Raw genomic sequence first — 14,638 nt, 5'->3', positions numbered from 1 at the left:
AGGGACTTAAATGGGGCTCAGTCGTATTTTACAGCCCGATATTTGCTGAATTTAACGATTCAACTTACCGCATTCCGTGGTACTCTAAAGGGTACTGATCGTCAAGACTCCTCGTCCTGTTGTTGATAACTTGCAGTAAATCGACTACACCGGCAGCTTCTGGCAGATCGGAACATACAGAACATTGGGTCCGTGGTCCATCACCCCCAAAAACCAAGCCCCCCAACTTGTGCTGGGGGGCTTGCTGCTGTATGCGTGCACTCGTAGGGAGTCGAACCCCAAACCTCCTGATCCGTAGTCAGGTGCTCTATCCAATTGAGCTACGAGTGCAAATGCGATCGGCCGGAAAAGGCTGAAAGCGGGCGCGAATATAATAAGCGTCGTCTCAACGGGGCTTGTAATACTTCATCGCCTCCGGCATGTACGCCTCGATGTCGGCGATGCGGCGCTCGTCGCTTGGGTGCGTGCTGAGCAGTTCCGGGGGCTTGGCTCCGCCTTGTGCCGCCATGCGCTGCCAGAAGGCCGGGGCTATGCGCGGGTCGTAGCCGCCCATGGCCATGAACACGAGGCCCATTTTATCGGCCTCGCTCTCTTGTTTGCGCCCATAAGCCAAGAGGCCCAGCTGGCTGCCGATCCCGAAGGATTGCAGGAAGAGGTCGCTCGCCATGGTGGGCTTTTCGGAGGCCAGTACCTGCAAGGTCATGCCTGCGCCTTGCACGGCCATGCCCTGGCTCATGCGCTCGTTGCCGTGGCGCGCTATGGCGTGCGCGATCTCGTGACCCATCACCAAGGCCAAGCTGGGCTCGTCCTGTGTTATCGGCAGCAGGCCGGTGTACACCACCACCTTCCCACCGGGCATGCACCAGGCGTTCACCTGGGGATCGTCCACCACGTGGAATTCCCATTGGAAATCCTTCACGCGGTCCGCTGCTCCGTTCTCCTTCAAGAACTTGGTGGCTGCGGCGGCGAGGCGTTCACCTATTCGCTTCACCATTTGCGACTTTGGATCGCTGTCCGGCAGGGTCTTGTTCTCGCTGATGAATTGCTGGTACTGCGTGAGGCTCATGCTCATCATCTCGCTTTCGGGGAGAAGGTTGAGCTGGCGGCGGCCGGTAATGGGCACCGTGCTACAGCCCATCATCGTGGCCAGAACGATGCCGGTCGTGAACCGCTTGATCCTGATCATGTTCATTGAATGTCCGCGGAAAGACCGCGTTCACACAGGGCCTCGCACAGGGGCCGCAACACATCGAAGCTGCCCCGCTTCACGCTGCATCGGCCCTTGTAGTGGACGAGCCATGCACATTGTTCAGCCTGCAGGGGATCATGGTCGCAGATCTCCATCAGGCTCACGATGACGTGCTCGAACGTGTTGACGTCATCATTGTGCAGCACGATCTCCTTGGCTTTGTCCTCAAGCACATGGGTCTCATGCCGGCCCTGCTCCTCTCCGTTCCGCTCCATCTTCATCGGGCTTTGGGTTCTTCCGAAGGCGAAGTTAAGGAACCGGTCATTGTGTGACCAGTGTTGGATCAACCAATACGGAGCGACCGAATTTCGCCAACAATGCCCGCGCATCCCGGACCGGGATGCGCTTGCCGTTGAGGTAGGCCGTTACGAAGGCGTCCGTCACCCCCAGCGACACGGTACCGTTCTTGCGCGTCACGGCATTCCCCTCGTCCAGGAATATCCCGGTGGTGTAGCGGATCTTTTGGTTGGCGGTCAATTCACTGTTGAGCGGGGTGATGTTGAACAATTTGTCCAAGGCGGTCGGTTTGCTGTACACCCCGACCTGTACCGTGAAGAAGAGCCCCTTCACCGCTTCCACCTGCTTGGCCGGTGCGGCCGTGGGATCGTTGTAATACTCCGATGCCCCGGCTGCAGGCTTGAACTCCGCGAGCACTTCCTCCGCCGAGGACGGATAGGCCGCCAACACTGCGGCTTCCGCATCGGCTTGCGGTACTTGTACGGTCGCCGGAACAGGGACCATGGCGGGCACCGGTGCGGTGGTGCCCGGGGTGACCGCCGCAGTGGTCGTCGTCGTGGTCGTCGTAGGCCGTGGTGTTGTGCTGGCCGGAGCGGATACAGGCACTTGGGCCGTCGGCGCCGCTGCGGCTACTTGGCGTTCCGCGATCATCGCATCCCGCAAGGGCACGCGCTTGCCGTCCATGTACGCCACCACGAACGCGTCGCGATAGCCGCGGGCACGCACCTTGGCTCCTGCCTTCGAGGCCGCGTCGGCGCTGGTGAACATGCCGGCCGTGTACCGCACCAGACCGTTCCCGGCATGCTCTCCCGCCACCGGGGTCATATCGCTGAAGGCCTCGATGGGCAAGGCGTTGCGGAAGGCCCCCACTTGCACTTTGTACACCACGCCCTCTGGCATGGGCACATCGATGGGGATCGGTTCTTCGCGCAGTGGTGCCGCATCCGCGAATTGGAAGACATCATTCACCAAGGGACCGGTGAAAGGTGCCGGGGCGTTGCCGACCACGGGCGTCACCCGGGAAATGCGTTCCGCACCGGCATTGACCCGCGCAGGTGCGGTTTCCGGGGCATTGGCCCCGATGTCCTCTGTCCGCTCCGGGGTCGCTGAAGTAGGAACGGTACTATCAGCAATGACCACCGCCTGATCATTATTCGAGGCCCCGGGAGCCTCTGCTTCCGGCGTGGGCCTGGTCCGGGCCAACAACGGCTCGGTGCGCCGGCGGCCTTGCTCGAGGTCCATGATCGCCGCGGAACGGTCCGCTGGCATGCCCTGCATCAAGATGGCGGCTTGGGCGTCACTCGATGTTGCCTTGGAGATCAAGCGGTCAGCCACACGATGCAGTGAGTCGGACCGCTGCATGAGCGCGTCCGCACGAGTGTTCAAAAGTCCGGTGCGTTTTTCAGCATCCGGGGCGGCGGACGATCCATCCGAACCCTGTTCCGAAACGACCTCGGTACGCAAGTCAGTTGCCAATTGGGCCGCGCCCTCAGCCTCCGTACTTGCGGCATCCGCCTTTGCACGGTCCTCCATCGAGCTTCCCTTCATCAGGAAATACCTGCGTTCCTCATCACCGCCCTTCACGGTGGCGCGCTCGGAAGGGCTGAGGTAGTAGTAGTTGTCCAGATACTTCGAGAGCAGGGAGCTGTCCGTCTGCGTGGCGATCGGCGATGCGATGGGGACACCTCCCGGACGAGCAGCTTCACCGGTCGTTTTCCGGTCGGACTTCACTGAGCCGGGCAGGTCCGCGTTCGCCTGGTCCGTTTCAGCAACATCCTGCCCTCCATTAACGGGTACCACGGAAACAACATCAACAGGCTTCTCCGCAAGGGTGTCCACCGCGGTCCCGGCCGGTTTTTCCATGTTGCCCTTTTGATCTTCCCGGCCGGAATTGCGGGCCGGTGCGGCGGCAAGTACAGGCTTGAACATCAGCTCCTCCACTTGCTCATAGGTGAGGGCCGCACTGGGAACAGCTTGACCGCTCAATAAATAATTCCGGACCGTGTGCGAGCGGTCGTAGTCCCGAAGCGCCTTCAACTCCTCCCCATAGGCCTGGCGGTAGAGCGAGTTCCGCTTGAGGATATCATCGGTACGGTCGGCATCCTTACGGAACGCTTTGGCCTTTCCCATGGCATCGTCCGCCGCTCCTACATAGGACTTTACCATCTGTAACAAAGGCTCATTCGGGGGAAGCCCCATGCGGGACACCGCCTTCTCCAGCACTTTCGCACTGTCCTTGGCCACATCGTACTCACTGTTGCTGATGAAGGCCATGCGCTGCCCCAATTCCACGTTCTGGATCAGGACATCATCGATCTTCCGGTCGATCCGTTGCCGTAGCTTGTCATAGTTCTTTCCTCCCGGTGTGTCCTGCAACACCTTTTCCAAACTGTCGACCTCGGCCAACTTCTGTGCTACCTGTTCGAGGTCCCGGTCTTTCAACGCCACCGCCTCCCGGTTCTTATTGGAGCGTGCCTCCAAGGCGCTCGAGTAGATCTGTGACAGGTCGGAAGCGATGGTCACATAGGCGTCGTTGTGCGGTGTTGCGGGCTGCCCATTCCCGTTTGAAGGCTGTTGCTTGATGGCCTGACCCGACAATTGAGCATCCTCCATGGCCCGAGATTCGGACGCAACGTATTCCTTGTCCACTTCGGCCAGGGCTGCCGCAGCGCTGTCCACGTGCGCGGACTTCAATTGGCGCCAGCGTTCCAATCTGGGCAGGATCTTGTCCGCAAGCTCCGGTCGCTGGTCCAACACCGTCAAATTCTTCGCTGTTTGCGCATCGATGCTGTCCACCAGCTCCATTTCGAGCGCATGCAGCATGTTCGCCTTGTCGCGCGCATCGCCGGGGCCGTCCAAGATCTCTTTTTTGCGCAGGTTGAAGCCGGGGTAGGCCTCTTCCGCCAGTTGCTCGTCCAATATGGACAGGTCGAATTCCAACGGCTTGTAATCGACCGGCGCATTGCGCTCAACGACCACGGGCGTGGTCTCAGCAACGGTTCCGGTGTGGTCGGTCTGATAGGTCTTGATCAGCTTGCGTTGGTCGGTGATGGCCTGGTCCAAGCTGTCGCGTTTCGCCCTGGACTTTTCACCATCGCGCAGTTGCTCCAGTTCCGCGAGTTTGTTCGCTAGGATGAAGGCTTGTTCGTCAGCGTCCGCGGAGGTATGCTGCCCTGTGTTGGCGGCATTGCCCGCATTGTCCGTATTGCTCACGTTGGAGGTGTTGCTCGCGTTGGTTGTGTTGCCCTCAAGCTCCCGCGTTCCATCTTCTTTCCGATCGGTCACCGAAGTGCCGTTGTTCCCCGCAAGCGGCTTGCCCCCATCGGAGCTGTCCCCGTTCTGGGCCGCTTGGTCGGATGAGCCTCCCTTTGCGCTGTCAGCGGAAGCACTACCTGCGATCGGTGTGCCCGGCGCCTTTGTATCGGCCCCTGCAATGGATCCAGTATCATTCCCCGCTCGCAGGGTTCCATCGGTCCCCGCTCTTTCGCCGGGTGACCTGTTGCCCGCGCTGCTTTCCGCGTTCCTGTTCGTTCCTTCCGGATCATTCCCCGAGAGGCCATCGCCCACCACGGAAGTGTCGCGGTCCGAGGAGGCTTGTTCCTTGTCAATTTTGTTCGCTGCTGGCCGGTCCGCCTGCATGGCCAGATCCTCGTTCGTGCTTGTATCGACGGAACTGTTGGATCGATCATCATTTTCAGGCCTGGTTTCCGTTCCTGTATTATTCCCGGTCATATTTCCGGTCGCATCGCTCGTGCTTGTACCTGTAACCGTGGTCCCCAATGCATCTTGCCGTTGATCGGCACCGCTCGTGGGAGCGCTGCCATCGCTCTTTTGTGATACTTCTTGAGAACTGGTAACGGCCAGGACATCCGCTTGTTCGCCTTGAACGGCGTCCACCCCGGTCCTGGACTTCGATACCGCCAGATAGTTGCCGTTCAGCAGATCGGCCATCGACCAGTTCGTTCCCCAATCAAAGGTGCTACGCTCCCGCTCTTCCGCGGACATGGAGCGCAACGGAGCATACCGCTCGTCGATGGCCAATGCCTTATTTTCAGCCCTCACGTCGGACAGGCGTTGCTCCATACCGGCCAATTCGTTCTTTGGCAGGGCGTCTTCCTTCCAAGCGCTCTTATCACCGTTCAAATACCTCACCAACTGTGCTTGGCCCCTTGCCAAAGCAGCGTGGTCCTCGGCGTCCTGTGCTTTTTCGAAGGCGTCCTCCACTTCGTCATGGAGAGCGGAACGTTGGGGATCCAACACGGAAAGTTGTCCGTTGATCTCTTCCTTTTTCCGACCTTTCGCATTGGCCGCATCCCGTTTCAGACGGTCGATACGCTCGGCCAACAGGTTCTCTTCCTCCCGTTGAGCGGTGGCCTGCCTCATCTTTTGGGAAGCCTCCGATCCCGCAACCGTGGCCGCGCGCCTGGTACGTTCGGCCTCATCAAGTTGACCTTCGGGGCCGTTCTTCGCATCCATGCGGGCCTTCAGTTGCTTCAGAGCCGTGGTCGCCATGTCGCGGTCCCCGGAGGCCTGTGCTTGGGCAATAGCCGCGGTCAAGGCAGCCGCAGTGGCCGCTTCCGTTCGGGTGGCCTGGCCTGCGGCTTCCAATTCACCGGCTGTACGATATGCGGCACGGGCACGTTCATTGGCCTCTTGGGAGAGTTGCTTGGCTTCGGCCGCCTGCCGCATGATCGGGTCCTTCTCCTCCACCTTTTCCGCCCGATCGGCCTGTTGCACCAATTCGCGGGCACGCTTGGATGCGGCTTCGGCCGTAGTGACGTTTTTCAGCGCCATGTCATACGCGGTATTCGCCTGACGGTCCTGTTCTACAGCCAAGGCTGTCGATCCGTCCGCATCCTTTCGCGCCAGGTCCTGCGCCTTGGTCATGGTCATTGTGCCATCGAAACCGGCAGCTTGCAAAGGCTCGTCAGAGCGGCTCGCTTGGACTGTCACCTGGTCCACGGCCTTTTCACCGGTGACGTCCAGTTTGGCCCGCCGCTTGATCTCGTTCAAGGCCAAAGCCATCACATCATCCTCCAGCGGTTGGTCGAAGTAGTTCTTGATCACTACTTTTTCGCCGCCTTGTTCCACCAGTTGGACCTCCTGCTTGTACACCTTCGGTCGATCGTTCGGTGGCACGTCCACGGTCTCTAAATGGGTCAGGCCGCCCGGCCCTCCCTCCACCAGAAATTTGTATTTGCCGCCACGTGGAAGCGCCAATAAATAGCTTCCGTTCATGTCCGTATTGACATCGGCCACGCGCTCGCGGGTGAGCGCATCCTCCACTATAATGTGCGCCCGCCGGTCCGTGGGGTCGAAGGCGGATGCATAGGTGCCCTTGAGCACGGTGATGTTGATCGGGGTCTGCGTGGTGCCTACCCGGTACACGTTCAACATACCCTGCTTGCTGTCCCGGTCACTGGCGAAACAGGCCTGTTCACCGTCCGGGCCTACGATGTACAGCAGTTCATCGGCCGGGGTGTTCACCGCGAAGTCCATGTTCTCCGGCGCACCGAACGTGTCCATGCCCTTGTCATAGGTGCTCTTGAACACATCATAGCCCCCCATGCTGTTGTGGCCCTTGCTGCAGAAATAGAAGGTCTTGCCGTCCGGTGCCATCACGGCGTACGCCTCGTCCTCCGCCGTATTGATGTAGCCCGCGATCTTCATGGGGCTGGCATAACCTCCGGTAGGTAACAGTTCGCTCCGGTAGATGTCCTTGCCGGTCTTACCGTCCTTGCCGAAGCTGCTGAAATAAATGGGGCCGCCTCCAGTGGGCAGGTAGGTCAGGAAGGGTTCGCCGCTCTTGCGGTCGTAATTCGTGAGCAGTTCGTCCGGCGTCACCACGATCTTCCCACCGATGTCGCTCAGGTCATAGAACCGGAAAAAATCCGCAGCGTCCACCTGCACCTTGTTCATCACCTCGATGTCCTTCAGGTTGCTCAACAAATACTTGCCGTTCCTGCATTGCTGTTCCATGGCATCCACCGGGAACTGCGCCAAAAGCTTCTTGTCAGCAGTACCCCTGTAGTGCTGATAGGCGGTTATGGCATCATCAAAGCGGTAATCCAATTGATAGGCCCTGCCCAAGAAGTATCGCGCGAGGTTGGGCGTGGCCGGTCCGGTGACCGCGAATTTCAGGTAGCCGATCGCCTTGTCCTTGTCATCACCTCCGTACAAGGTGCAAGCGCCGAATTTGTAGTTCAGCACATGATCCTGCGGCGAAAGGCTCACCAACTGGGAGTACATCGGATAGGCCTGTGCGTATTCACCCTTCTCGAAGAGCGCGTCCGCTTGGGCCTGCATGGCTTTGTCACCGCCTTGCGCTCGGGCGTTGTCCGGAAGCGCCACCAGCAGGATCAGACCGATCGTGGCCAGGTAGGGGATTTGGACCAAATGCCTCATGACTTCACGGTCGATCTTCCGAAAAGGTCCATGCGGTTCTCATTTCCCTTCAGCAGACGGCCGATATTGTGCCTATGGGTGAAGAAGACCACTGCGCACAAAACAATGGCGAAGCCTAGCAACACGTGGCTCTGCTCGTGGAATGCAAAAGCGATCGCGAGGGGGAACGCGAGGGCCGCAGTGAGGGAGGCCAAGGAAACGTACCGCGTGGCCAGAAAGACAACGAAGAACACGCCGATGCAGATCAGCGCCGAGCCGGGATGGATGGCCAACACCCCGCCCAGCGAAGTGGCGATCCCTTTGCCTCCCCGGAACCCGGCGAAAACAGGATAGAGATGTCCGACCACGGCAGTCAATACCAAAAGAACCCGGAGCAAGGTCCATACGTCTGAATAGGGTTCCGCCCCGCTCCACAGGGGCAGCAGGCGCACCGGCAGAAAGCCCTTCAACACGTCCAAGAGGAGCACAGGGATGCCGGCCTTGGGTCCCAGCACCCGGAAGGTGTTCGTAGCACCGGCGTTATGGCTTCCATGTTCACGGACATCCACCCCGAAGAAGCCTTTGCCCCACCATACCGAAGAGGGAACGCTCCCGCAGAGGTAGCTGATCACCATGGCCGTAAGGCCGAACATCCAAGGGAAATCCATGTTATAATCCAAAGCGGTCACGGAATTCGTCCGCCTTTCGTTTGTTCGTCAAAATGAACTGGTAATCGGGCACGTCCTTCTTGCCGGCGAACTTGCGCTTGTCGTCCTTCAGGTCACTGATCATCGTATTGAAATCCGCATTGCCGCTGTAAGCATAAAGGTAGTTGCGGGCGTACTGGAAGAACCAGTAGGTCTGGTCGTCGAGCATCAGCAGGATGGTCATCACATCGCCGCTGCGCTTGCGCTGGAATTCAATTTTGCCTTTCAAGTAGCGGTACACCGGTTTCTTGAGCACGGTGCCAAGGCCGATCGGGCCACTGCTCTGCCAGGCTTCATCAGCGGCGTTCCACTGAAGGTCCAGATCGCAGAAGACCAAGGCTTTCACCAGCTCATCAGGCAGCTTCTTGATTTCGCCCTTGATGCTGAGCTCACTGATCAGCTTATCGCTTTTCTCCTTGCCGAGCACTTCACGGATGGCACGTTCATACGGTGTCTTGGACAGGTCCACCTGCTTTTGTTCCGGATAGGCGGCAATGTCGGCGACCATTTTTTCCAGGGCATTGTCCAAGAAAGGGAAATCCGCCAAGAGCGTGACATGCGTGGTGGTCTTGGCGCTGTCGCCGCGGTATTCCAGCTCACCATACGCATCCACTTGCACCTGCCCCAGATCGACGCCTTGGCTGATGTGTCCGTCGCCGGTCAATACGCAGGTGGTCGTGCTCAGGCCCACAAGGTTCCCGGGCAGGTTGCGCTGGCGGATCTTGTCCTTGTTGGAGATCAGGTAGGACTTGCTCGGCTTGTCATAAAAGAGCAGGCCCTTGGCGCTGATGATGTCCCGGTCCGCCTTGTCCTCTTTGCGGCTCAGGAAGGTCCCATAAGTGGTGAACGGATCGTCCTTGGTCATATAGATGCCCGCACCGATGGGGAATCCCTGGGCATCGACCAGGGAATCGCTCACCGGAATGAAGACCTCCGCCGGGTCGATCTCACCCGTGAAGCCCATCCAGTTCCTGGAAATGCCAGCGCAGTCTTGCAGGATGCGCGTGTTGCCGGTGAAACTGAGCTCCTTGTTGGATGCCAAGAGCAGTACGTCCCCGAAGAAGTCGAAGGCCGGGCTGAGCTGGAATCCTTCATCCTGTGCCACCCTGCCCCGTGCATAGGTCTGATAGGTGGTGTCCACGTTGATGTTGTTCATGTTGATCGGGAAGATCTTCCCGGTCTCATCCTTGTAGTCGTACGTGCCGGAACCGCTATACTGCTTGCGCGCAGCGATGTTCACGGTGGCATCATGAATGGTGTGGTACTTGTTCACGAAGTTGGCGGTGACCGTGGCGTTGGTCAGCGGGTCCATCTTCGCGTTCCGCCCGATGCGCACCATCATGCTGTCCGGAGTGATCAACGCGTCGGCGACACGGATGTACTGGACCTCATTGGCCGTGATCAGGTGCTTCTTCAGGTCATACCGGGCCTTGGGGGCCATGAACCGGAGCGAGTCCTGATCGGGGTTGACACTGATGAAATTGCTGCCGGAAAGCTGTAGGTCCTCGTTTCCGGCGGAAGCGGTGCGGTCGCTCTCCAGTTCGATATCGCCTTGGTCCATGTACCACTTGAAGCGGTCCATGAAGCAGATGTACTGGTTGTATGGGAATTCCACCTTGGTTTCCGTACCGTTGCTGACGAACTCGCCGATGCGCTCATCGAGTTTCACGGTGGCGTTCACGTTGTCCGTCCGGAAAGCGATGCTGGCCGTATCACCCTCGGTGAGCCTGAAGTCGCTCGTGTCCGCATGCACCGTCATGGTCTTGAAGTCGAACAGCCGTGAACTGAGCGTGGCGTTGGTGAAATCCACCAGACCCGCGCCGCTCATACCCTGTGGGCTGAGCTCGGTCTTTCCGTAGAGATAAGCCTGCTTGTCATACATGACCATGGGCGCCCCCAGATTGCGGGCAAGCAGCACGTCCTTGGCGGGTTCCAAGCGCAGGAACACGTTGGAAGCCTGCACCGTGGGCACGTTCATGGTGGGGCTTGAGGCAGCGCCGTTGTACAACGTGTCCGCCACGCCGAACGTGGTGTCGGGCGTGAAGTACAGGTCTTTGCTGCTGGCGATGGTGGTGAGGAAATGGAGGTCCCCCTCGCCATGAAGACCGGCGTTGTCCAGTTTAAGTGTCTGCGAAAATTTGGCCTTCTTGCCATACAAGGGCAAGCCTCCGTCCCCTGTGGGGCGCACGAAGCCCAAGGCATAATCGGGCTGGAGGCGCAAAGTCTCACGGATGTCGGGGAAGATGCCTGCGCTCATCAAGGTGCCGTCGAAATTCAGACCTTCATTGGTGAAGTTGTCCAAACTGTCGATCACGAAGGGATCGCTCTTGTAGTAGAAGTTGTCCCGCTTGTAAGCCCCGTTCTGTATCGAGGGCCGGTCATAGAAGACGAAACTTTCCTTGGTGCTGTTGAACTTGGGATATTCCGGATACTTCTTCTGTTGCAGACCGCTCTTGTTGCTCGGCGCGTCGATCTCCAACGTGCCGGTTACATTCTCCAGCACGTTCTTCACCTTCACCAGCCTGTGCCGTCCTTCATCATCGGGCTCGAAGCTCTCCGCCAGGAATCCGACGCTGTCAACATTCAGCAGGTCGATCACAAAGGGTTCATAGTGGAAGAAATACTCCTTGCCATAGTAGGTGAGCTTACCGGCCTTCACCACACCGCCGAAGCTGAAGTCCCGGTCCTTTTTGATGGTGACGAGCTTCTCCGCCGGATAGATATTCACATCCTGGGAATCGCTCATGGTGATCCGCGAGACCCCTTTCAGTGCCAGGTCGTTATTGAGCAGGTTGATGGTCCCGTTCACGCCATCCGGACTGTTGCTGTTGAATTGCAGCACATCGTAGTCCACCTTGCCCGCACTTGACCGGATGTGCTGCATGAGCCTAGGCATGATGGTGACGCGCTTATCCTCCACGTCGTAGTGAATGAACCCCTTGTTCACCATGTCGATCAGCATGGGTTCCACTTGGGACATCTGCAACTTGCAATACTTTGCATAATCCATTGCATAGAAATCGTTGCCAGCCTGTTTACTGAACTCATGAAGCCTTGAAAGGGGATGGATCGCGTCGATCCCGAGCAACGCCGCAAAGCGCCGCTGTTCAAAATAATTAAAACTCTCAAATGAGGTCCGGGTCTGGGTGGTCCCTTGCATGTTGCCGAGTTGGACCAAAGGATCTCCTTGTTTCCAACGGAGTGATTCGAAATACATATCAAGCTGATGGTAGGTGTCATAGAACGGTCCCTTCGAAAGCCCCTCGTCCGGCTTGATCAGGGTCAGCTCCTTCTTCTCCCGAAGAAAACGCAGCGTCACACTGGGATGGTAGATCGAATCCTTATCCAGCATCACAGTGACCGCGACATCCCCACTGGCCACTTTGTCCGGCTCGATGGTAAATACGAGTCCCTTAGTAATGATGAAGGGGCGTCCTTCCCTTTTGAAAGTAAGCGAGGCGGGTTCCTCCTTGGTGCCATAGCCTTGCAACTTGGCGCCCTGCAAGGTGAAGCCGCCTTCGAAATCGACCCCGGTGACGATGTCGTTGATCCGCTTCCGCAGGTCATAGCTTTCAAACCGGGGATAGCTGGCCGAGCTTTCCGTGACATTCGCCCGCAGCTTGTCCACCACTGTGCCGAGCAAGGGCCTTTCGAAGTACGGATCGGTGAGGTTCACGCTATCAATGCGGACCTCCGTGGTCTTTAGGAGCAAGGCGAACTTGTGCTCCCACCTCACGAACGTCGATCCCGGATGCAGCCCTGCCCTTTGCCAAGTGAGCGTTCCCCCTTTCCCCTCCCACATGTTCGATAGCGGATAATACGTGCCGCTAGTTCCCGCAATAATGGAGCTGTCGGACTTGGAAGCCCATACCAGATCGGTGTTCCCAAAGACCGCTTTGGGGACGGTATCGAAGGTGAAGGTGAACTTGTCCGCACGGGAACGCCACGTGAATCCTGCACTTTGGTACAGGATGTTGCCGGAAATAAGCCCCTTGCTCATTTCCAGATAATCGGACAGGTCCTGCTTGCGCGATGAATTCCCTGCTTGCGTCGATCCCTTCATCCAGGCATCGAATTCCGCTTGGTCGTGGCCGTGTCCGGGGAAATCGGACACGGTGGTGAGCATGTCCATGAAATCCGGGATGGCCCGGAAGCGCTTCTTGCTCATCACATTGGAGATGGACACCAGACGTGAACGCTGCTCATTGCCCAGAAAGCCTCCGTTCCAAAACGGTGCGAACACGTTCTCGATGAAGGCCGAACCTTCTTTTTTATTCGCGCTTGTCAAGAAGCCGGTGATCTCTTCCAAGTATGCTGCTTGGTCATCGGTGAACACCACGGTCTGCGCCCGGGTGGTCATGGGCATCGCAATGAGGCAGACAGCTACGGACAGGAAAGCAAAGAGACTTTTCATATGCGGCAGTCCGGATCTCATTTTTCCCATTCTGAAAACGCCCATTCCCCTTCCTCCAGTGTCAACACATGCCTCAAACCCGCGTCCATGGCGGACTTGGCCATCACCTCGCCGTCCTCCCGCACAAAGCCGCTCAAGAGCAGTTTTCCGTTCGCCGCCAATGCTGCAGCCATGTCAACCATGGACCGTACCAATGTATTCCGCTCGATATTGGCCAAAATAGCATCATAGCCAGCGCCATTTGCCAGATCGGTATCTCCCTTTTCCACAACTATGCGCTGACAATGGTTCATCGCCACGTTGTCACGTGCGTTTTCCACGGCGACGGGATCGTGGTCAATGGCCACCACTTCGGCGGCACCGAGACGCTCGGCCAAGATCGCGAGCACGCCGGTGCCACAACCCAGGTCACATACCCGTTTGCCCCGCAGGTCCATGGCCAACATGGCCTTGACCATCATGCGGGTGGTGGCGTGGTGGCCGGTACCGAAGGCCATTCGCGGGGTGATGATGATCTCATGCTCGTATGGTGGTGCCGCCGGGTGGAACTCCGCGCGCACCAATACCTTTCCGTCCACTTCAACCGGTTGGAATTCCTGCTCCCAGCGGGCATTCCAGTTTATTTCCGGAACTTCATGCACCGTAAAGGTCACGGAGACATGCGGATCCTTCGGGACCAGCAAAGACCGCAGGACGGAGGGGTCAAATTCGGCGGTCGGTATGAACGCCTTTATCCCGTGCGCGGTCTCCTCGAAGCCCTCATAACCGACCTCGGTCAACTCCACCATCAGCACATCGCGCCAAGGCTCCACGGGATTGACCAAGAAGTTGACCTCTGTGTAGCGCATCAGACCGTGCTCTTCACCTCCTGTGCGATACGCACCAGTTCCGTGAACTTCTCCGCAACAAGTGCGGCCCCACCGATCAATCCACCATTGACGTCGTTGCCGGCGAAAAGACCCGCAGCGTTGCCCGGGTTGCATGAACCACCGTAAAGTATGGGAACGTCATCCGCCGCATCACCGATGAACCCGCGCAATTCGGCACGGATGAAGGCATGTATCTCCTGAGCCTGTTCAGGTGAGGCTGTCAGTCCCGTACCGATCGCCCAGACCGGCTCATAAGCTACGATGATCTTCGCGAGATCCTTGGGCGGAAGCGAGCCAAGGGCACTGTGCAGCTGGGTGGAGATCACGTCAAGATAGCGACCTTCTTCGCGGTCTTCCCTCCGCTCCCCGCAGCAGTATATCGGTTGAAGACCGTGCTTCAAAAGCGCGACGACCTTTCGCCCTATGAGGACATCCGTCTCCCCGAAGAACTCGCGCCGTTCACTATGCCCCACGATGCAGGCCCCCACGCCGAGGGACTTCAACATGGGTACGCTCACCTCTCCGGTGAACGCACCTTGCTCTTCCTGATGGCAATTCTGCGCAGCGATGACGATGGCTCCACCGGTTTTGGAGGCCCGCGCTATGGCCGTGGCGAGGAATGGGAACGGCGGTGCCACGATGACTTCCACGGAACCCGGATGTGCGGCGCACCAAGCCGCTACGGCATCCAACAGGTTGGCAGAATCTGCGACGTCCGTGTGCATTTTCCAATTCCCCGCCACTATGGTCCTCGCGCTCATCTACATCCGTCTTTTGA

Annotated in this window: 7 protein-coding genes and 1 tRNA gene; all 8 read right to left on the bottom strand. The window is 58.4% G+C overall.

Features of this window, described 5'->3' with window-relative positions; translation table 11 throughout:
* Positions 1-256: 256 nt before the first annotated feature.
* Positions 257-330, bottom strand: a tRNA-Arg gene (locus IPP95_02060).
* A gap of 55 nt (positions 331-385) precedes the next feature.
* Complete coding sequence (locus IPP95_02055) at positions 386-1,186, bottom strand: M48 family metallopeptidase (protein QQS73035.1); 801 nt, start codon at positions 1,184-1,186, stop codon at positions 386-388.
* Positions 1,187-1,188: 2 nt separating this feature from the next.
* Positions 1,189-1,464: an ATP-dependent Clp protease adaptor ClpS gene (locus IPP95_02050; GenBank protein QQS74173.1), complete on the bottom strand. Its 276-nt coding sequence runs from the start codon at positions 1,462-1,464 to the stop codon at positions 1,189-1,191.
* Between the two features lie 46 nt (positions 1,465-1,510).
* The gene (locus IPP95_02045; protein ID QQS73034.1) at positions 1,511-7,891 is read right to left on the bottom strand and encodes a PD40 domain-containing protein; all 6,381 of its coding nucleotides are present in this window, start codon (positions 7,889-7,891) and stop codon (positions 1,511-1,513) included.
* A complete protein-coding gene (gene plsY / locus IPP95_02040) occupies positions 7,888-8,538 on the bottom strand; it encodes a glycerol-3-phosphate 1-O-acyltransferase PlsY (protein QQS73033.1) in 651 nt (216 codons plus the stop codon). Before plsY ends, IPP95_02045 begins: the two co-directional genes overlap by 4 nt.
* A gap of 1 nt (position 8,539) precedes the next feature.
* Positions 8,540-12,943 carry a hypothetical protein gene (locus IPP95_02035; protein QQS73032.1) on the bottom strand — a complete coding sequence of 1,468 codons (4,404 nt, stop codon included), beginning with the start codon at positions 12,941-12,943 and terminating at the stop codon, positions 8,540-8,542.
* A gap of 65 nt (positions 12,944-13,008) precedes the next feature.
* On the bottom strand, positions 13,009-13,839 hold the full coding sequence (gene prmA, locus IPP95_02030; protein QQS73031.1) for a 50S ribosomal protein L11 methyltransferase: 831 nt from the start codon (positions 13,837-13,839) through the stop codon (positions 13,009-13,011).
* A complete protein-coding gene (locus IPP95_02025; GenBank protein ID QQS73030.1) occupies positions 13,839-14,621 on the bottom strand; it encodes a triose-phosphate isomerase in 783 nt (260 codons plus the stop codon). The genes prmA and IPP95_02025 overlap by 1 nt, the downstream gene beginning before the upstream one ends.
* Between the last annotated feature and the right edge of the window lie 17 nt (positions 14,622-14,638).

Source organism: Flavobacteriales bacterium, assembly GCA_016700415.1.
GTDB lineage: Bacteria > Bacteroidota > Bacteroidia > Flavobacteriales_F > PHOS-HE28 > PHOS-HE28.
Note: the sequence above shows the minus strand (reverse complement) of the source record. Positions and strands in the feature narration are given on the sequence as shown.